Here is a 20,520-nt window from a genome sequence, read left to right on the forward strand (position 1 = left end):
TATCTATGCCTCATTAGCCCCTCCTTAACGGCCCTACTGGCACCTGTTTTCTACCTTTGTGAGAATAGATAAACACGGCCAATTTCGAAAGCTAGGAAGATGGCATAGAGGAGAGGTATCTAAGGTGGCGGGACGCTTTAATGGCGGAAGCAGGACCACTCCCTGTAAGAACTACTGATGTATTCCATCAGGAACATAGATTTAGAAAAAACGATTTATAAATCATGAACAATGGAGAACACGTTCCCATGGACAAGGTCCTCATAGTATCCCATTTCTTCGCCCAGTGCCGGCATTTCCGCAGCACCCGCATCAATGGCCTGGCCCGGTATCTGCCGCAGCAGGGTTGGAGCCCCGTGGTCCTGACGTCGGCGGTGGCCCCGGAGGTCACCGGCGACTTCACGTCGGTGGAGGTCCCCTACGAGGATTACCTCAGGCACTGGAAGGAACGATTGGGACTTAAGGCGGACCAGCCTCTGAAGGAGCAGGTCGAGGAGGGTAAGGCGGGAAAGCGCAGCCTCGCGGACCGTGCCCTGACCACCTGGGAAAGGGTCTATGGGTTCCCGGACCCCACGCTGTCGTGGGTGGGACCCGCGGTGGAGGCGGGCAGGAAGCTCATGGCCGATGGGGACGTCAAGGCCATCATCAGCTCCTCCGGGCCCGGGGCCTCGCACATCGTGGCCAGCAAGCTGAAGGAGGAGAGGGACGTGCCCTGGGTGGCCGACTTCCGGGACCTATGGGCCTGGGACCACAACGACGTCCGCTCACCGGTGCGGAGATTAATGAACGAAAAGCTGGAGCGGGACACACTGCGGAATGCGGATGTCCTCACCACCGTCTCCGATCCCCTGGCCGAGAAGCTGAAGGAGATACATCACAGGGACAGGGTCATCACCATCCCCAACGGGTTCGATCCCGTGGACATGCCCTCCCAGGCGGTCGATCTTGACCGTAAGTTCTCCATCAACTACACGGGGAAGGTGTACCGGAAGGGTATGGACCCCGCGCCCCTGTTCGATGCCCTGGGAAAGCTGTTCACGGAGGGGACTGTAGACCGCAGGGATGTGGATGTGAACTTCTACGGTGATCGGAACCCCTGGTTCATGACCGAGATCGAGGGGCGGGGCCTGGGGGACGTGATCAAGGTGCACGGCACGGTTCCCCGACAGCAGTCGCTGGACATTCAGAAGCGCTCTCAACTGCTCCTCATCCTGGCCTGGGACAACAAGAAGGAGAAGGGCGTGTACACCGGGAAGATATTCGACTACCTGGCGGCGAAACGGCCGATACTGTCCATAGGCTCCTCGGAGGACGTCATCAGCAAGCTGCTGGCCAGCACCGGAACGGGTCTGATCGCCACCGACGACCAGGGGCTGCAGCGTATCCTGGTCAGCTCCTACAAGGAGTACAAGAGCATGGGAGCGGTAGGGTACAAGGGAGATATGCCCAAGGTCATGGAGTACAGCCACGCCAACATGGCCAAACGGTTCGCCGATCTCCTGCGGCCGTAGCCATTTATCGAGATCTTCACTGATCGGACGCCTTCTTCCCTCTTTTCAGGAAGGAGAACACCATGGCCTTCATCTCAGCATCGCGGTAGATGTATATCGCGTAGTACACGATAGCGACGGCAACGCCGACCACTATCATCAGCAATGAGGATAGGTTCAGCACATATTGGCAGAGCGCCACCACGGCGATCAGCATGAGGGCTATGCTGACATTACCGGATATGGAGCGTAACAGATGCATGATGGAGACATTGGCCGTCTTCAGGATCCACACGGTCAGGACCAGTCCCGATAGGCCGCTGGCCACGGAGAACAGGGTCAGGCTGAGATAGATGTCGCCCATCTCCCCGCCGTAGGCCAGCGATGCGGTCCGGAGCACAATGAGGATGGCATTGTAGAGCAGCACCATCCTCATCTTCTTCAGAACGTTGAGGACGGAACTTAGGGGCGTGGAGACGAACACGATGAGCGTCCAGAACGAGAGTATCTCGGCGTACACTCCCGCCTCCGACCAGTGCGCTCCGAAGAAGATGGTGAACAGGTCCTCGCCGATGAACATCAGCAACAGGATCGGCAGGAATCCGATGGAGACCAGCTGCTTGGTGACCTTCTCCACGATGGCCCCCATCTTCTCCATGCTCTCGTGGAACGCCGCTGCCGCCCTCTGATAGAAGACCTTGGATATGGCCGTCCCCACCAGACTAGCTGGCAGCTGGACGGACATCAGCCCCCAGGAGTAGTAACCGACGATCTCCTTGGTGAAATAGAAGCTGAGGATGAAGACGGGTATCTGCAGGGACAGGACGTTGATGAATCCAGAGCCCATATCGAACAGGGGGAAGTCACGGTACTCCCTCATCTTCTCCCGCATCACCTTGCGGTCCAGGGACCTCTTGAAGAAATCCCAGTACTCATGAAATATCCGTATTCCAAGTGTGAAGGTGGCAACGGCCTGGCCGACGATGTTGCCCGCGATGAGGGAGCCGCTGGAGGCGTAGCCTGCATAGCCAGCGCCCAGCTGCGTGGCCGAAAGCGCGGCCGCCTTAGAGACCTGGGTCGTGGACAGACGTCCGAACTGCCTCTTCCTGGAATTCCAATAGTTGATGGCATTGTAGGACCCGGTAAGGAACACAGACAAGGGGACGAGCCATAGGTACTGCGCCAGCTCGGGGGTGTTCAGCATAGAGGCTAGATCGTTGCCTAAGAACCACAGTATGGGGACAAGGGCCAGGCTGAACACCAGGTTGATGATTAGGCTCAGCGCCAGGAGGTTGATGGCCTCCTTGTCGGTCTTGGGGAGCATTATCGAGAACTCATATCTCAGGCAGGAGGCCACCACCAGGGTCGTGACCAGGGCAGTGAAGAGGGAGGCGAGACCGACCATCTCGGCCTGGTACAATCGGGCAACGAGCAGGGCCGACAGGATGGTGATTATCTGGGCTATAGTGGTCCCGCCGACTATGGTCACCACATCGGTGGCGAACGATCGGCCCGGTACCTTATGCTTCTTCCCATGCGGCTCTTTCGTATCCATAGGGCTTACCACATCGCGGCCTGATCATTCCCCTGATCCCAGGTTCCAGGGCCGATAGCTACCATCGGGGATAGTAGTCCGGTAAGGATTGGCCGCCTGTTATTTAACTATCGTTCGTAGCTCAGTCGGAGAGAAATGACCTCCGGCTCGACCTCATCGGGCATCCGGCCCCAGACAACGAACGGGCGGAGGTGACGTTAAGGTGTCAACCTTTCTCCCCATAATTGGGCAGCGTCTTGATGACCTTGGCGGGTACACCGCCGATGACGCAGTTGGACGGAGAGTCCTCAACTACGACCGCTCCTGCGGCGACGATGGTGTGCTCCCTCAGATGCACCCCTGGGAGTATGACGCAGTTGGCCCCCAGCCAGCAGTTATCGCCGATCTTGATCGGCCCGGCCGGTTCGTGCTTGTCAAAATCGTTCAGATCATGATTGGCGGAGACGATGGTGACTCCGGGTCCGATGATAATGTTCTTGCCCATCTCTATGCCGTTAATGGCTTGTATGTAGCAACCCGGTGACGCTCCAGGGATGGCCCACCGGTCGGCCCGGACGATCTTGTCCCACCCCTTCACCTGGCTGGTGGGATGCACCTTCCATGGTACCTTGGAATTAATCCGGAGGATGCGCTGCATCGCGAAAAAGAAAAAGCACTTACGCCAGCCAAAATATCGGAGGTCCTCCCTGAAGTTGGAAATAAAACCCAATGCTTTCCCTTCCCTGCCATTCTATCATGAGCGGGCGTTATGTCGCCAGGCGACTTTCATATCATGCACCGTATATAACGGTTATTCCGTTAACGATAAGGCGGAGGGTCACGAAGAAGCGCCCCTGAAATCATCTAAGGTTCAGGTCCATGACGTTGCACGTCTTCCCCTTCCCACAAATGTTCTCCTTGGTACCTGTGATCAAGAACCCGTGCTTAAGGTAGAGGTTGACCGCAGGCTTGTTGTTCACGTCCGCGTAAAGCCGGATACGATGCACGTTGTTCTTACGGAGGTCCTGGATGCAGTCCTCCAGGAGAGTGTTGCCCAGCCCCTGGCCTTGGAACGCGGGATCGATGGCGATGGAATAAATTGCAGCGATCTTGCGAAGATGCATGCCTTGGAGCTCCAATCTCAGGTAGCATACGCAATAACCGATCACCTGCTCTGAGGGACCTTCGATTATGTAGAAGATGTCATCGAACAAGGAGCTGTATCCTTCGATGACCTTCTCCGATCCCCCCTCGAAGTTCTGCCTGTAGATCTGCAGCACCCGCTCCAGATCGCCCTTCTTGAAGGACCTCGTCCTCTCCTTGTGGTCCTGGAACCTCCACATAGAGGCCTTTCCCAGCAGATCATTCGTTCGGCGGCGCGTGCGCGTGAGCAGTCCCGGGCCCTTTCCTGTGCCTGCCATCGTGGCCGGAAGGTCGCTTATCGATTATCATTGTGTCGCTAATCCCCGCACCGCGAGGAGGTCCTGGGCTAGGAACGATTAAAGCCCCTCGCTCCCTTCATGTCACGGTCCAGATGAGGAAGGCCACTATCGTCATAATCGCCCTGATCGTCGTCGCATCTGTGTCCGTAGCGGCAGTATACCTCCCACGGTCCAACGATGGTCCGTCGGACACTACGCCTCGGAACGAGACGCCCACGGACGGCGTGGTCGTGTACGATCCCTACGCATCTGGCGGTCAATGGTTCAAGGGCCAGATGCACTGTCACTCCACTCAGTCGGACGGGGCCTTGGCCCCCCGGGACGTGGTCTCGCGGTACGCCGACCTGGGTTATGACTTCATCGCGCTGACCGACCATGAGAGGATCACCAAGGTCACCGGGAGCATACTGGTGTTGGGCCAGGAGTATGGCAAGGGTTCTGCGGAATCGACCGGGGAGACGCACATGAATGGCATCAACATCTCCTATGTTCCGTACAAATATGCGTTGGAGCAGGAGAGGGTGGACAACATGACCGCCCAGGGAGGCATCGTCACCCTCAACCACCCTGCGTACTACAAATATGCGTACGAGGACGAGGTCATGGCCGAGCTCACCAACTACACCTGCCTGGAGATAGCCAACGGCTACTACGTCTCCATGACCACCATCGAGTGGTGGGATGACGCGCTGACCTCCGGCAAGACGATATGGGGGCTGGCGGCGGACGATGCGCATGGTGTGTCGGACTACGACAAGGGATGGATAGTGGTCCGGACCTCTGAAGATCTAACTACGGACAGCATCATCGATGCCATCAAGCGGGGCTCGTTCTACGCGTCCACGGGTGCGATCATAGATGACGTCGTTGTCGCAGGCTCGAACATCACGGTCAGCACTCCGGGAGCGGACAACATCCGGTTCTTCGGTTCCGAGGGAAAGCTGCTGGCAGCGTTCAATGGTTCTCAAGCCACATATCATTTCAACGGCACCGAGGGGTATGTTAGAGCGGTGGTGGGAGCGAACGACGGATGGGGGTGGACGCAGCCGATATTCGTCGGTGCGAAGGTAAGCGTACAAGGGTAGGCGCGCATCACCTGCGCCCTCCTGATCAACTATGTGGATGAGAGATTCACAGCATCTCCTAACTGGATGCTGACTGGCGATGATGACCTCCTGGTCCTTCACTGCTCTCGAAACCATCCGTTGACGTATGCATATATAACCATGTGAATTGATATTTTCCAAAGACCTTGTATCTTAAGAACGATCGAGGACGGCTGGTAACGAATTGAGGACCATTCTGATAACATCCCCTGAGGAGATGGACGATCATATAGAACAGTGGGAGGCCCTGAGAGGACGAGCAGGGGGGAATGCCTACAGCTGCTGCCAGCTATCGAAGGTATGGCTGGAGACGTTCCAAGCCTCCGCCTCCCCCCGTCTGGTCCTGGTAGAGGACCAGGGGGACCTGGTCGGCATCGCCCCCCTGGCCACTTCCGATTTTCGAATGAAGGGACTGGCTCTCAAGACCTTGTCCCTCGTTGGTGGCATCCCTCAATGCCTCAGGCTGGTCACCAACTCCATAATGTACGAGCCGGGCCGCAAGGACGTCCTGGAACGGATGATCGCAGAGATGAAGCGCCTGAAGTGGAGCATCCTGTGGACCCAGAACATGGAGGATACAGCTGATATTCGCACATACATCGGTGCTGCCCATGATAGCTGGAACGCCGAGGACCAGACGCCCAACGTCAATCTGACGCTTCCCATCCGGCAAGAAGGGGACATAACCGAGACCTTCAGCAAGCATGCCCGCAGGACGCTGGGGAAGACCTTGAGGATGATAGAGCGTGAAGGCCACCACCTAAGCTTCCGGAAGGTCCCCTCTGAAGATATGAAGAAGGCAGTGGAGGTTTACGCGGAACAGCATATCCAGCGGTGGTGCACCAGGGGCGGCAGCTCTTTCCTCAGGCCTAGGAACTGCGAGTTCCTCGCCAAGGCCTCCACGATCGCCCATGATGGGTGCGAGGGTTTCGCCTACGAGAGCATCCTTGATGGTGAGGTCGCTGGCCAGCTCTTCGGTTTCCTCGATGCGAGCAATGCTTACATGTACCGTCTGGGGATGAATGACTCGCTCATGAGGTTCTCTCCAGGGTGGTTGGTCACCTACCATGCACTGAACGACCTGCGCGAGCGTGGTACCACCTTCACTGTCTGGGGCGGTGGGGAGCAGCGATATAAGTACGAGATGGGCTGTCAAAAGTCCATGCTTGTGGGTATACAGGCTACCAGGGGGGCAGCCTCCATGATGAGCAATTTACTGCGGTCCCGCCCTGTCCAGAAGTTGAACGACAGGTTCGGTCTGCAGAGGAAGGTTCTGGCCAAATTGTCAGTCCAACGAACTGAACTGGACCCATCGCAGGCCGATTGCGACATGTGAACACAGATCGAAATTATCCGATCATTGTGTGTCTCAGCGTATAGAAAAACATCAATCGGACGAACACATTTCAGAGCATCTTTTCAAAATAATATATTAGGTATGTTCATAGCAGATATTTCCTAGCATATTTTAACAGACCCCTATTGAAGATGTCATTCTTTTATGCTAAACCGCTGATCGAGTTCGGCAAACCATCTACACATCTTAATCCATGTTAACTGGCTCAGTGATACGGAGTAACCAAAACCAATACGGGTAATCGATAATTGCTATACAATTATTATCAAAATAGATACCATAAATAATTCATGACCCCCAGTATTTAGAAAATATTATATATGTTTTTTTTAATAAATATACATCTAAAATAAATATAATATATTAGATAATATTTATGAGCCAGTTCCCATTTTCGATATCGTAATAAATACTATTTTAGGTGAAATTTTCGTTATTATGATCATGTAAAATTGAAAGAAAAAATGGAAAAAAAGGAGTAAGAAGATGGAATGAAAAAACAGGAATGAAAGATCGTCAACACCAACAAAAGAAGGTGAGAGAAAAAGGTGTGAACATGGGAAGAATTTTTAGCAACTTGATGAAAAGAAATAGGTTGCCCTTGATGGTAGGGCTGATCGCCGCATCATTCATGATGATGGCAGTGATGTCCCCTATCGTCACGGAAAATGCCAGTGCGGCCACGACCTCGACATCGTACAAATACTTGGTCTATCCCTCTGGCAGCACCTATTATGTTAAGAATGCCAACGGAGCTGTTGTGTACTCCAGCACCAATGCGGCATCCGCAATACAGAAGGCCATCGACTCCCTGACCTCAGGGAGGACCACGAAGGAGACCGTTCTGCTTCAGGGAACGTTCACCCTGACCAAGGCCATCCAGATGCGGAGTTACACTATCCTACAGCTCAGCGGCAAGATCACGATGGGAACCAACTCCAATACCCACATGGCCACAGCGAGCGGCATAAGCAACTTCGAGATCGTGGGAGGAGAGTGGAATGCTAACCAGGCAGCACAGAGCCTAGGAGGGGTGGAGCGCCGGGCGCTCGACTTCGCCTCGTGCAAATATGCCACGATAAAGAACCTCAAGGTCCATGATGCCGCCTACGGCAATGTCGTGTTCTACAAGAGCAGTTACATCACCATATCTAACGTGGAGACGTACAATGCTGGAAACAAGGCCCGGGGCAGCGCCTGGCTGGGGCATGGGATCTTCATGTATGCATGCAACAACTGTGTGGTCGAGAACTGCAATATCCACGATACCGCTGCCGGAGGTTGCTACTTCTACACTGAGAACGATAAGGTGGTCCAGACCATCAACAACAACGTGATGCGCGGCAACCTGGTACAAAGGACCCAGACCTCCGGTCTGAGCATCAGCCTGCGCGGCACGGAGGACAAGGGTGTTGGCAACCTCATCGAGAAGAACACCATCATTGACAGCGGAATTGATGGGGTTCACTACGGAATAAACCTGGGGTATGGGGTTCCAGGCATGTTCGCGGACAAGTGCACGGTGCGTAACAACGTTGTGTATGAGACTGGGAAATACTACTCCGGTACCGGTGTCGGTGGCGGCATAGTTGCCATATGCCACAACAGCCTCATCACCAAGAACATCGTGCATGACACCACGGATGTGGGCATATGTGTCAGGGGCACCTACAACACCATAAGCTACAACGACGTGGATGTGGTGCGGAACAAGTACTACCCTGGGATCCAGATAGTTGATGGATCTAGAAACAAGGTGCTGTACAACACGGTCTCCAACTGCGTGAACGGCATATCCGTCCATATCTCCAAGACCTCGGGCAGTAGCTACAACCAGATAGCGTACAACACGATCGAGAACATTGCCCAGTACGTTGTTTCCATTGCCAATCCCGGCAGCACTGGGAACATCATCGAGTACAACAAGTTCGTCGGCAATCATGCCATCGGCAACAAGGGAACGGGCACCATCATCAGAGGGAACACCTAGACGATTGGCTTAGCAACATCCCCAATGCTCGATCTGAGGATGAAAACCTTTTCGAAACCCATCTTTTTTATTGATCCGTACTAAGCCTGAACGGGGTCCCTGGCCCCCTGAATCTGATGGCAAGTAGAAGATGTCTACACTTTTACATTCATTTATTATTTTTATTGTCCTTGAAAATGGACCTTCCGGAGAAATGCTAAGAACCACATCCCACTTTCGAACGGCCCTTTATCAGAATCTATCTTAATTATAAATATTGATAGTCAAATTATAATGCATAGTTTATAATTCTATTTCTTCATTATTATTTATTATTCTATTGGTGAGCTAGTTTATAACAATATAATAATTATTGAATAAAACATTGAAAAAGAGCGGAAGGTGGTTTAATTGTTTAGAGTGCCAGGAAAAAAATTGTTACTAACTTCCATTATCGCATGTGCTGTGGTGATCGCGGTCTTGGGTTCATCGGTCCTTGCCCCGATAACATCCACATCTAATACGGACCTTCGTTCCTATCTGAGCAAGAAGATCAGCACCTCGATCGTTCTAACTCCCGAGGGATCTGAAAACCGCGTCGGAACCAACGTTCACATCGATGGTATGCTCAACGGGACATCTGGCATCAGCGATGCGAAGGTGGGCATCAAGATAATCCCCCCTAATGGTACATTGACCTACCCTGTGCAGGGTCCGACGGTCTACACGACAAACGATGGTCGTTTCGATTTTGATTTCATACCCTGTGAAGCCGGATCATACTACCTCATCACCATCTTCTCAGGCACCGTAAAATACTCCCTGGCCTCCAAGAGCATGTCCTTGAACGTGGAAGAGGCTTTGATCCCCGAAGAGGAGGGACCGCAGCCTATGGTCAAGAGCAGCTCTCTGATCACGTTGACCGGTGTCTCGTCGACCGTGGATGTTGGGATAGCTGTTCGGGCTGATGGGCTTCTGAGCTCTGGGTCCGGGATCGCCGGGGCCAATGTCGATCTTCAGATAGTATTACCTGATGGTACCATGGCCGTCCCTGATCAGGGGGCCCAGTCGATCACTGACGCGGATGGAACGTTCTCCATCGACCACACGCCGGTGGCCCCAGGGACATATCGCTACATCGCTACGTTTGCCGGTAACGATATCTACAACGCCTCGGAAGCCAACGTGACCTTCGTGGCCGAGATGCCGGTGCCCTCTTCAAAGGCCAGGACATCCTTGTCCCTGACCGGGGATGCCTCCGTTCTTGTGGGAGGGACGGAGATAGTTACTGGGACCCTTCTTGATGATGATGGAAAGGCCATCACTGGGGCCACAGTAACTGCGTATACCGTCCGCCCCAACGGGGTCCAGACCGCCTCCTCCAACTTCGTCTTGGATGCCAACGGGCAGTTCACCATAACCTACCGCCCCTCCATGGAGGGCGTTTACGTGGTGTACGCTTCCTACGCCGGGGATGATAGCTATGAATCATCGAGCGATTCCATGAGCTTCGCGGTCAGCTCCCCTCCCATCGTAGATGATGACGATGATGATGCCAAGTACACCATCACCAGCTCAGGGAGCACCTACACTGCCACCGATGCTAATGACAACGTCCTCACCTCTGGCAGCAACGCTGCCACCGTCATACAGTACGCGCTCGACCGCTTGACCTCCGGCAGAACCGTCCAGGAGAAGGTCCTGCTGAAGGGTCAGTTCGTCCTCACCACCAGCATCAAGCCGTCCAGCTACACCACGATAGAGCTGGAAGGGAAGGCGACCACCTCCAGCACCTCCATTACCCACATGATCTATGCTAGCGGCAAGAGCTTCGTGACCATCGAGGGGGGGGAGTGGGACAACAACATGCTCCACACCATCTACAGCTCTGATGGAAAGGCCACCGGCGAGATCGTCAATCCCAACGGTAACCCCAATGGAGGACTGGCACGCGATGCTTTCTTCTTTGAGTCATGCAACAACGTGCTCGTTCAGAACCTGAAGGTGCACTCCTCCCCGTTCGGCAACATGGAGTTCCTGAGCTGCAGTTACTGCACTCTCTACAAGGTAGAGAGCTACGACAGCGGGGACATGTACACCACCGTCAACGCTGACAGGGGAATCTCCATCATATTCGCGTACTGCAGCAACTGCGTCGTGGACAGCTGCTACATCCACGACAGCGCCCGTGGAGGCTGCTACTTCTACACCGAGGACGATGGATCGGTCCAGAGCATCAACAACAACGTGTTCAGGAACAACCGCGTGGAGCGCACCGAGTGCTCCGGCCTGAGCCTCAGCACCAGGGGCAAGGAGGACATCTGCAACGGTGGCCTCATCGAGAACAACACCCTGGTGGACTGTGGCATGGACGGGGTCCACCCCATGATCAATGTTGGCTACAGCGACTCCTCGGGCGCTAGGTTCACGAGCAACGTGATCGTTCGCGACAACCTCTGCTATGAGACCGGCACGTACCATGCCAGCAAGGGCAGCAACGGGGGCATCTTCTGCTCCTCCCATGACGGTCTGGTGACCCGCAACGAGGTCCGCAACATCACCGACTTCGGTATGCTCCTCTACGGGGACCGCATCACCGCCAGCTACAACAAGATAGACCAGCCCAAGACGCTGTGGGCCCCCGCGATCGTGATCGTGGACTCCAACTACGCCGAGGTGGTGTACAACGAGATCTACGATCGGGCAGGGTCCGCGAGCCGGGACAGCATAGTGGTGTACGGGCCTAACAGCTACAACCACATCGCCTTCAACCACATCGAGAACTCGGTCCGCTACGCCGTGGACATCTCGGCGTCCTCATGCGTGGGGAACATCGTGGAGGGGAACGACATCGTGGGCAGCGGTACCATCCACAACGTGGGCACCAGCACTGTGGTCCGTAATAACACTTGATCCGAGGGCATCTCGATGAAGTATGGCCTAGGCGGCTGCACGCGCATCAAACCCCTTCCCCTTCCTTTTCCGGCCATGGGGGCGGCGATTGTCGCCCTTTCGAAAGCTGGCAGATATATTTATTTCAGATATTATTAGAAAGTTATAATAATGGTGAGCTCCCGATATAGACAAACATTATCCGAGTGAAAACGGATACCGTTCCCGCGTCACAGCCCGGGTGTATCGAGGAGGGCATCAGTGCGTAGTTCGAAGAATCACCTCAGCAAGACCGTATCGTTGACCATAGCTGTGATGTTGATCATCGTCATGGTCATCGCTGCGCTGGGCGTGGTCCTGTCCTCCAGGAGCTCGTCGTCCATCAGTCTGATGCCTGACTCCACCTCCACCGAGGTTGGCACCAAGGTGCATGCTGCAGGGCTCTTGCGTGGCTCCAGCGGCATCGCCAACGCATCGGTGAGCCTTAAGGTGGCCTTGCCGGACGGCAGCTTCTCCTACCCCCTTCAGGGACGCACCGTCGATACCTCCGCCGAGGGAGCTTTCTCCTTTGATTACGTGCCCATCATGGCGGGCGAGCATGAGCTCATAGCGACCTTCAACGACGACGGCACGTACGGATCAACCGTGACCAGCGCCAAGATAACCGCTGAGGTCCCCACCAACCATGATGTGCCCAGCTTTGTTGTCGTCAGAGACGATGAGACCTACCGCGTACAGAACAGCTCCGGCATCTACGTCTACAATGACACCGACGCCGCATCGGCCATACAGATAGCCATCGACTCTCTGACCCCAGGGAGGGATACGAGGGAAAAGGTCCTGCTGCGGGGCACTTTCGTCCTAAAGGATGCCATCAACATGCGGAACAACACCGTCATTCAACTGGATGGTAAGGTGTTCATGGAGGATGGGTCGAACACGCACATGGTGGTGGCGGAGAATGAGAGCGAGTTCGAGATCGTGGGCGGGGAATGGGACGCGAACCAGGCCGGCCAGGAGTACGGAGGTACGGACCGTGATGCCTTCCAGTTCATGTACTGCAACAACTTCACCGTCAGGAACCTGGCGGTCCACGACTCCCCGTACGATAATGTAGCGTGCATCCGGTGCTACAACGTGACCATCTCCGGCATCGAAACGTACAACGCCGGCAACATCGCCAAGGGCACGGGATGGCAGGGGCACGGCCTGATGCTGGTGGAGTCCAACAACTGCTCGGTCATCGGCTGCCACATCCACGACTGCGCCGCTGGCGGCTGCTACTTCTACTGCGAGAACGACAGCATCGAGCGGAGCGTTAACAACAACGTATTGCGTGGTAATCGAGTGGAGAGGACGGAGACCTCTGGTCTGAGCATCAGCCTGCGCGGTACGGAGGATCAGGGCGTTAACAACCTCATCGAGCAGAACACGATCGTGGACTGCGGGATCGATGGGGAGCACTACGGCATCAATCTGGGCTTCGGGAACCCGCTCGTCTATGCCCAGAACTGCACCGTCCAGAACAACCTGGTGTACGAGACCGGGGACTTCTACTCCATCGGAGGGGTGGGCGCCGGCATCGTGGCCATCTCCCACCGCTCCTGCATCGCCAACAACGTCATCTTCGACACCACCGACGTTGGGATCTGCATCATTGGAGATCATAACATCGTGAGCTTCAACAGCGTGGATGTGGTCCGCACCCCCTACTATCCGGGCATCCAGATCGCGGACGGGTCATACAACGAGGTGGTCAACAACACCATCACCAACTGCGAGGAGGGCATCACGGTAGAGACCACGTGGACGAACGAGAGCAGCTACAACCTCATAGCGTACAACCGCATCGAGAACATGGCCAAGTACGTGGTGATGGTAAGCGGGGCCGAGGACGTCGGCAATATGATCGAGCACAACACCTTCGTGGGTTCCCGGACCATCATCGACCGGGGAACAGACACGTTGATACGGTTCAACAACTGAAGCCTCGCAACGAAGCTCTTCGATTGGGTCTGGTCACTTTTCCTCCACCTCGCTGAAGGCTCTGTCGAAGGGGTCCCCCGAGATCTGGCTTATGACCCTGCGCTTCTTCCCGGCCCCGGAGGCGTGGATCGTGCCGACCTTCTCGACCCGTATCGTAATCTCCTCTCCCAGTGCGGATGTGAACATTTGTTGCAGGAGCTCCTCGTCCTCAGCGGAGAAATCCTCCAACGGCACGATCCTCACAGTCAGGGAGTCGATGGAGCCCTGGACGATCTGACCTTCTAGCACGTTCCGGGCGCTCTTCAGCAGCGAGGTGATCGCCAACGGGGTCACGATCCTGCCAGAGGGAGTGATGATGAGGTCGTCGGCCTTGGACTCCACGGGGTGAATGGTCGGTGTTCTCCTACCACAGCTGCAATCCTCGCCGGTGTACCCTGTGAGGTCATTGAGCTGATAGCGTATCAGGGGCATGGCCTGGTTGGCCAGCGCTGTCACCACCGTGGACCCGCGCTCCCCTTCTCCCACCTGCTCACCGTTGTTCACGATCTCCAGGACCCCGTCCAGCATCGCCAGATGGTAGCTGCCCTTCTCGCACTCCGCCGCCGTGACCGCGTGCTCGATCTGGCCGTAGAAGCCGAATGCTCTACATTGGAACCTATCCTCGATCAGCTCCCTCTCGAAGCCATGCAATGGTTCGGAGCTGTACAGCACCGCCTTGAGGGGGAGGTGCTCATCGTATCTCTCTAGAAACTTTGCGAGTATGTATCCAGCGGACGGGTAGCACTGCAGTATCTGCACCTTGTTGTTCTTCAAACTGTCGAGGATGCGCCGGGAGGTCTGCACAGAAATGCATTTGGAAGAGTAGAGAAACCTGTTCATGACGAAGGACCTGCGATACAGGGTCGTATCCGCGCAGTCAGTGATGGCCTGGTCGCCCACGAACCGAGCTGCCCTCTCCCCACGATATCCTGCCCAGTGGTCTCGTAGCAGGGAGCTCGCCCGGTTGAGCTTGATGGCATCAGTGGATATCCTGACCTTCAAGGGAGATATTGTTGTGCCGGACGTGTACTGGACCTTTGAGCGGACGCTCTTGCGCGACTGAAGATCGTCGTAGTTGATACGCACGTCCTCCTTGGTGATCATGGGCAGCTTGTCCAGGTCCTTCACGGTGCGAACGCTCTCGACGTCCACCCGTTCCTGATCGTAGAGCCGCCGGTAGAAGGGGACGTTATCATATGCGTATCGAACCACCTGCCGCAGCTTCGTGCTCTGGTACCTGTCCAGCTCCTCCCTGCTCCAGGACTGCACCGCCTTCAGCTGTTCGAGGTATCGTCCCGTTGTCGGGGACCGGTCCAGGGCCCAGCTTGTGGTCTCCACAAGATTGATGCCGATCGTTTGAAGGGACCGCGGGCATGCTCTGTACGCTTTCATCATCGCATTCGCCATCATCAACCCTCCTTGCCCGTCAGCATCCGATACAAGCTCGTCCTTCTAGGATGAGACCCCGACCTCAGTATGCACATATTTACCCTTGGCAAGCCTGCCGCCTCCTCCATGAACGAGGACTGGCAGACCTTGAATCTCCGATGGTGGTAATTCCTGCACCCAGAGGCATATGTCTGAAAAATTTCCATTCTGTAATAACATAACGGCCAATTTTTATTACCTCGGGAGGCATATTGCCGTTAAATGGGCGGTTCAGGATGAGGCCCAAGTTAAGGATCGGAACGTTATCTGCTGGTCAAAGAGTTCCTTATTGGGCCGCCAGGATGATGGAGAGGATAGGAACGTCGTCCTATGCCGAGATCGGCCTGCATGTAACGGTCGGAACGAGCGACAGGGAAGGCCATCGCCCACCATCAAGCCGGTCCCTGCTCTACCGTGCCCACGAGGCCGCCGACGAACTGGTGTGTAAAACCCCACTCCTCATGGGCGGCTCGGGCCGACCTGATCCCTTCAAGCACGAGGACCTGCCAGCGGTGCTGGATGGGGTTGAGCGGTTCCATCTAGGCGACGGTCAACGCCCTGTCAAGGCATCTCCGGACGTTTTCGATAGGCTGAAGAGAAAGGACCTCGACGTCCTTGTCGATGCCGGCAGTGAGCTCGATCTGGATGACATCTCCGCGGCTTCCAGGTACGGGGTGCTTTCCTTCTTCCCGGGGGATTGCATGAGGTACGACGGCAGGAGCGCCGGGTTCTGGGAGATCTATGACGGCGCCCTGGCCACCAGCTCCCATGTGAGGAGGACGCACGGCGGTAGAACTTTTCCCGTCTATCTCTCCTACTCCCGCACGGTCAACTGGTCCGAGAAAAGGAATCGGGAGCAGGCGTACCTCAAGGGAATATCGTTCATCCCCCGGGTGCTCGAAGCTCTCTGCCATGGGGGTGAGGAGGCCATCTCACCGGTCACGGACGAGGGCGCCGCGTGCGCTTCATCGTCAAGGCCTTCACCCGGCAACCTAGACGTGGTGAAGTTTCATTTTCGTAACCTGCCCCGGAACGCCCGGATCATCATCAGGAAGACGCTGTATCGGGAGAGCTGGGCCATCCGTTACAAGCTGGGGGAGAACATGCCCACCTCGTTCGAGGACTTCGTCGCCATGGAGCCTCCTAAGGGGGTGTGGTGGGGGGACCCGCATGTTGCTAGACATGGTGATGATCTCCTCATCTTCATCGAGGAGCTGCAGCTGCCCTTCGGGAAGAACCATGGGCACATCTCCGTGATAAAGATGGACCCTCAAGGAAGGTATGAGCGGCCAGTTAAGGTCCTGGAGAGACCGTACCACCTTTCGAACCCTCTCGTCTTCGAGTGGGAGGGGAGACGCTTTCTCGTTCCCGAGTCAGCGCACGGACGCACCATCGAGCTGTACGAGGCCGTTGAATTCCCCTACGGGTGGAAGCTCGTGAAGAACATCATGACCGACGTCCACGCCGTGGACACCACCATCGTGCGCAGGGACGGCCTGTGGTGGTTGTTCTGCAACATCAAGGAGAACGAGGGGGCGCCCCTCAACGATGAGCTGTTCCTATTCTACGCCGATGATCTGTTTACGGATAGTTGGACGCCACATCCCCTCAACCCGGTGATCACGGATGTGAGGCGCGCCCGGCCAGCGGGGGCGTTCTTCGAGCAGGACGGGGTGCTGTACCGTCCCTCACAGGACTGCTCTGTATGCTATGGATACGCGATCAACATCAACAAGGTCCTGAGGCTGGACAAGCAGCACTATGAGGAGGAGCAGGTCGGTTACATCGAGCCCGGCCGGTTCGGGGGCGCGTCCCGGGTGCACACCATGAACCACGTCCCCGGGATCACCGTGGTCGACACCTTCGCTGACCTGCCCAGGTTCTAAGAAGCATGACGTTCAGTCTTTCGTCTCCCTGCCCATAATCTCATCGTAAAGGGCTGAGAGCTGGGAGACTATGTTCGTCCACGTGTACCTCTGCGCGTGCTGTGAGATCCTTTCTACGCTCCACTCGCGCCCTAGGGCTTCGTTGATCGCCAGCGCCAGGCCGTGCGGGTCCGAAGGCTCGCATAGGACACCCATCTCTCCGGTTATGACATCAGGTATTCCCCCCACCCAGGTCCCAATGAACGGCCTGCCGCATCCCAGGCACTCGAACATCACCGTGGGGTTGCCCTCCTTGAGGCTGGGGAGTACGAAAATATCGGCGGCGTTCATCCAGTCGGCCACCTGCGCCGATGTTATAGGGTCATAAAGGAAATGGACGCGGTCCTCCAGGCCCAGCTTCTTTACCTGCTCTGCGAGCGCATCCCTGAGAGAACCGTTCCCGATGATGTAAAGGCGAACATCCTGGTGCTGGGCGGCGACCTCTCTCATGGCCTCGATGAGGTACCGGTGGCCCTTCACCTCCTCCAGGTACCCGACGGTCACCAGCACCCTTCCCTCGGGTGGTATGCCCGCCTCCTTCCTCGCTTCCCCTCGCTCGATGGGTCGGAAGGTGCGGGGATCGAAGCCGTTGGGAACGGAGACTATTTTCTTGTCGGGTCCGGCGATATCTTGGAACGCTTTTATCCAGGAGGGCGAGGTGACGATGATGGCATTGGTCTCCTGCAACGTCCTGCGGACGAGGTATTTGACCGTAGCGCTGCCGTTCTGGTAGAACTCTATAAAGCCACCTCCATGAACGTGAACGACCGTGCGAACCCTGGAGATATGTTTGCTCCACATAACATATGGGACGTTGCGCAGGAAGCTGTAGTACGATGCGGTATGAACGTGCACGATCTGGGGACGTCCTTTCCTAGACCTTCTGAAATACCGCAGCACATCCCGGAGGTCCTGGATAAAAAGCGTGCTGGTGGACGGTCTTTCTCCCGCCGGCCCCGTCCGATACACCTCGATCTCGTACCTACCTTCGGATGGGAAGCCATCCCGGACCTTCTCCACGAAGTTGGCCACGCCTCCCCGGGGAGGGGGCAGGGGGCCTATCATCAGAACGGCGGTCCTCCTGTCTGCAATGACAATGGGACCGTCGGGTTTCTGCTCCATTACAGCCTGGGCATTGGTCGAATGGATATATCTTGATACCTTCGGCGTTCGGGTCTGGGTCCCGCTAACCGATGACCGCGGCGACCGTGTCCATCCGGACGCCATCATATCTTCCAGTAGACCATCCAGCACCCGTTGTTGTAGATGTTTCCTACGGGCTCGACCCGATCCAGCCTGACGAAGTCGTCAACAGTGAACTTATTGATCGGCGTCCAGGTCCTAGTATAAGCATCGACGTCGAAGGTGGAGAACACCAGGTAGTCGGAGTCCCCTCTATCGCTGGAGTTGTAGTACGAGGCGAAATGGGCGGTGGTGGCGTTGATGTTCCATCTGAAGGCGAGATGCTCTTTGTTATACTCCGCCCCATAGATCATGTCGGCGAACCTCCAGGGCACGGACTGTAGTATATGCGTCCTCAGCAGCTCCGGCCTCTCGTTGATGAACCAGTTCGCGCCCGCCACGTCGGACCTGCTGATGGAGCCATTGGGGGTCTTCTGCATCGGGTCGGAGTAGACGGCGAAAACGGTAGCCACCAGCGAGATCGCGATCAGAACGGTCACCAGAAGCGTTAGGACGCGCTTGCCGTCCTTCCTGTAGGTGAAAAGAAGGTACCCCACCAGAGGCACGGCGAATATCATTATGAAGTTCAGGTTGATGATGCGGTTGATGTTGTGAGCGTAGGTGAGCAGGGCTGTAGCCCCGAAGAAAATGGTGCCCGCGAGGAAGCAGGCCATGACCACGGTCATAAGATGCGGCCTCGATCTCCTCTTAAATATCATGACCCCCACCGCGATGGCCATTATTGCGTAGATGATATCGTCTATCACGCAGGCCAGCATGGACTGGAGAACCCACAGTATGCCTAGCTGTGAGGCCGTCCCCTGGGCCGCTCCGATGGTGGTCCTCCCCTCGACCACCCCCAGCAGCATCTCGATGTTGGCCTCCACGTTCTTGGTCAGGACGGCGTTGCTGAACACCCAGATGAACAGGGCCAGGATGCTGAGCAGCAACAGCGGAGGTGTGACCGTGCGGACCGGCCGCTTCAGCAGAGTCTCGGTGATGATTATGGTGGCCAGGATGACCACGATGCCTACGGCCACCAGGGGATGTCCGAGAGTGAAGAACACTATCATCACCGCGGCCAGTATCTTGTACCGGTTGCTGTTGCCGCACCTCCATAGGATGTAGAAGAACAGGGGTAGCATCATGACCATCATGGTCTGGTGCATGATCGTGGGGATGTAGCCGGCGAACAGGATGGGGAGGGAGGCGACCATCATGGAAGGAGCGAATAGCGGATGGTCGGAGATCGCCCTCGCCCAGCACAGCATGCCCACGATGTAGGCGGTGAGCATGAGGGCGGGGAAGAGCTGAGACATGAGATAGATGCTCTGATCGAGCAGCTCCCCGGTGGAGGCCATCATGATCGAGCCCATGGGGTAGTAGTTCGTTCCTGGGAAGTGGCCGGACTGCACGATATCCTTGGCATAACCGACTATGGACATCGAATCGAACCTGTCGATGTACATGAAGCCCTTGACCTGGTAGAACGATACCAGGAGGTAGTTGGAGAACAGGATCTGGAACAGCCCCAGCCCCCACATCGCCCTGCTCTTTCCGTAGTACACGACGAACAGCAGGATGCCTACGGCGAGCCCGGTAATGATGGCGATCCAGAAGACGAGAGGAGTGCTCTCATAGACCGAGTACTCGTACCCCTCCATGGGAGACAAGTACACGGCGATGATGGCAAGTGTCAATAGGAGGAACGAGAGCGTCGCGACAAGGACCAGGAGCCTGTGGGTCCCAGCATCCTCATTTTTCAAAATCATGACCTCTCCTTTCTTTTTTCTCTACGATGACCAACCTTGACAGGGGACTATGGATATGGTCTAGCGCATATATTATTTGTGTAATGAGAGTACCAGCCAGGAACTCCTGGTGAGCGTTGACATGGTCAAGTAGATCATTATCTTATCATGCCCCTTCAGTGACCGGGCTGGTGGAGCGCACTATGCTGGTATCCGATGCTTGTGCTCATAGGATGCGTTTTCGGCCGTCCCTCGGAGATGATGCATGTATTGTCGAGAGTCACATCATCATACTTCCATCATGATGACGGAAAGAAGCTTATCCGTTCGAGTGCGATACATGCCAATAGGAAGAAGAGCGGTAATTCTGTTAACGGGAAGTCATTCTTAGCGTGCAGGGTGATGGTGTGAAGGTTTAT

13 protein-coding genes are annotated in these 20,520 nt (G+C 55.8%); 7 read left to right on the top strand and 6 right to left on the bottom strand.

Translation table 11 applies throughout. The annotated features are described in order from the left end of the window. The first annotated feature begins 248 nt into the window (after positions 1-248). Positions 249-1,511 (top strand): glycosyltransferase family 4 protein, encoded by a 1,263-nt coding sequence (locus tag GXX95_02955; protein NLT37101.1) that lies wholly within the window; start codon positions 249-251, stop codon positions 1,509-1,511. Between the two features lie 16 nt (positions 1,512-1,527). Here GXX95_02955 and GXX95_02960 read toward each other — a convergent pair whose 3' ends face one another. The 3 genes from GXX95_02960 to GXX95_02970 form a co-directional block, all read right to left on the bottom strand. Further along, complete coding sequence (locus tag GXX95_02960) at positions 1,528-3,045, bottom strand: oligosaccharide flippase family protein (GenBank protein ID NLT37102.1); 1,518 nt, start codon at positions 3,043-3,045, stop codon at positions 1,528-1,530. Between the two features lie 205 nt (positions 3,046-3,250). After that, a complete protein-coding gene (locus tag GXX95_02965; protein NLT37103.1) occupies positions 3,251-3,682 on the bottom strand; it encodes an acyltransferase in 432 nt (143 codons plus the stop codon). A 202-nt stretch (positions 3,683-3,884) separates the two neighbouring features. After that, positions 3,885-4,445, bottom strand: a complete 561-nt coding sequence (locus GXX95_02970) for a GNAT family N-acetyltransferase (GenBank protein NLT37104.1) — start codon at positions 4,443-4,445, stop codon at positions 3,885-3,887. Positions 4,446-4,558: 113 nt separating this feature from the next. Here GXX95_02970 and GXX95_02975 point away from each other — a divergent pair, with 113 nt between their 5' ends. The 5 genes from GXX95_02975 to GXX95_02995 all read left to right on the top strand — a co-directional run bounded on the left by GXX95_02975 (position 4,559) and on the right by GXX95_02995 (position 13,776). Beyond that, positions 4,559-5,551 carry a PHP domain-containing protein gene (locus GXX95_02975; GenBank protein NLT37105.1) on the top strand — a complete coding sequence of 331 codons (993 nt, stop codon included), beginning with the start codon at positions 4,559-4,561 and terminating at the stop codon, positions 5,549-5,551. A 205-nt stretch (positions 5,552-5,756) separates the two neighbouring features. Beyond that, positions 5,757-6,908 (top strand): GNAT family N-acetyltransferase, encoded by a 1,152-nt coding sequence (locus GXX95_02980; GenBank protein ID NLT37106.1) that lies wholly within the window; start codon positions 5,757-5,759, stop codon positions 6,906-6,908. Between the two features lie 625 nt (positions 6,909-7,533). Beyond that, a complete protein-coding gene (locus GXX95_02985) occupies positions 7,534-8,919 on the top strand; it encodes a hypothetical protein (GenBank protein NLT37107.1) in 1,386 nt (461 codons plus the stop codon). Between the two features lie 447 nt (positions 8,920-9,366). Then, positions 9,367-11,811 carry a hypothetical protein gene (locus GXX95_02990; GenBank protein ID NLT37108.1) on the top strand — a complete coding sequence of 815 codons (2,445 nt, stop codon included), beginning with the start codon at positions 9,367-9,369 and terminating at the stop codon, positions 11,809-11,811. A gap of 240 nt (positions 11,812-12,051) precedes the next feature. Further along, positions 12,052-13,776, top strand: coding sequence for a hypothetical protein (locus GXX95_02995; GenBank protein ID NLT37109.1), 1,725 nt, complete (start codon positions 12,052-12,054; stop codon positions 13,774-13,776). 33 nt (positions 13,777-13,809) lie between these two features. Here the strand turns inward: GXX95_02995 and GXX95_03000 are convergent, their stop codons facing one another. Further along, positions 13,810-15,222 carry a phenylacetate--CoA ligase family protein gene (locus GXX95_03000; protein ID NLT37110.1) on the bottom strand — a complete coding sequence of 471 codons (1,413 nt, stop codon included), beginning with the start codon at positions 15,220-15,222 and terminating at the stop codon, positions 13,810-13,812. A gap of 323 nt (positions 15,223-15,545) precedes the next feature. Here GXX95_03000 and GXX95_03005 point away from each other — a divergent pair, with 323 nt between their 5' ends. Next, on the top strand, positions 15,546-17,129 hold the full coding sequence (locus GXX95_03005) for a hypothetical protein (GenBank protein ID NLT37111.1): 1,584 nt from the start codon (positions 15,546-15,548) through the stop codon (positions 17,127-17,129). A gap of 12 nt (positions 17,130-17,141) precedes the next feature. Here GXX95_03005 and GXX95_03010 read toward each other — a convergent pair whose 3' ends face one another. Next, positions 17,142-18,290: a glycosyltransferase family 4 protein gene (locus GXX95_03010; protein ID NLT37112.1), complete on the bottom strand. Its 1,149-nt coding sequence runs from the start codon at positions 18,288-18,290 to the stop codon at positions 17,142-17,144. Between the two features lie 104 nt (positions 18,291-18,394). Continuing rightward, the gene (locus GXX95_03015) at positions 18,395-20,122 is read right to left on the bottom strand and encodes a hypothetical protein (GenBank protein ID NLT37113.1); all 1,728 of its coding nucleotides are present in this window, start codon (positions 20,120-20,122) and stop codon (positions 18,395-18,397) included. Between the last annotated feature and the right edge of the window lie 398 nt (positions 20,123-20,520).

This window comes from Methanomassiliicoccus sp. (assembly GCA_012719175.1).
Classification (GTDB): domain Archaea; phylum Thermoplasmatota; class Thermoplasmata; order Methanomassiliicoccales; family Methanomassiliicoccaceae; genus UBA6.

Excerpts from the sequence above, each read along its gene's own strand:
- GXX95_02955 (NLT37101.1), top strand. The coding sequence starts at position 249 with ATGGACAAGGTCCTCATAGTATCCCATTTCTTCGCCCAGTGCCGGCAT.
- GXX95_02960 (NLT37102.1), bottom strand. The coding sequence starts at position 3,045 with ATGGATACGAAAGAGCCGCATGGGAAGAAGCATAAGGTACCGGGCCGA.
- GXX95_02965 (NLT37103.1), bottom strand. The coding sequence starts at position 3,682 with ATGCAGCGCATCCTCCGGATTAATTCCAAGGTACCATGGAAGGTGCAT.
- GXX95_02970 (NLT37104.1), bottom strand. The coding sequence starts at position 4,445 with ATGGCAGGCACAGGAAAGGGCCCGGGACTGCTCACGCGCACGCGCCGC.
- GXX95_02975 (NLT37105.1), top strand. The coding sequence starts at position 4,559 with ATGAGGAAGGCCACTATCGTCATAATCGCCCTGATCGTCGTCGCATCT.
- GXX95_02985 (NLT37107.1), top strand. The coding sequence starts at position 7,534 with ATGGTAGGGCTGATCGCCGCATCATTCATGATGATGGCAGTGATGTCC.
- GXX95_03000 (NLT37110.1), bottom strand. The coding sequence starts at position 15,222 with ATGGCGAATGCGATGATGAAAGCGTACAGAGCATGCCCGCGGTCCCTT.
- GXX95_03005 (NLT37111.1), top strand. The coding sequence starts at position 15,546 with ATGATGGAGAGGATAGGAACGTCGTCCTATGCCGAGATCGGCCTGCAT.
- GXX95_03010 (NLT37112.1), bottom strand. The coding sequence starts at position 18,290 with ATGGAGCAGAAACCCGACGGTCCCATTGTCATTGCAGACAGGAGGACC.
- GXX95_03015 (NLT37113.1), bottom strand. The coding sequence starts at position 20,122 with ATGATTTTGAAAAATGAGGATGCTGGGACCCACAGGCTCCTGGTCCTT.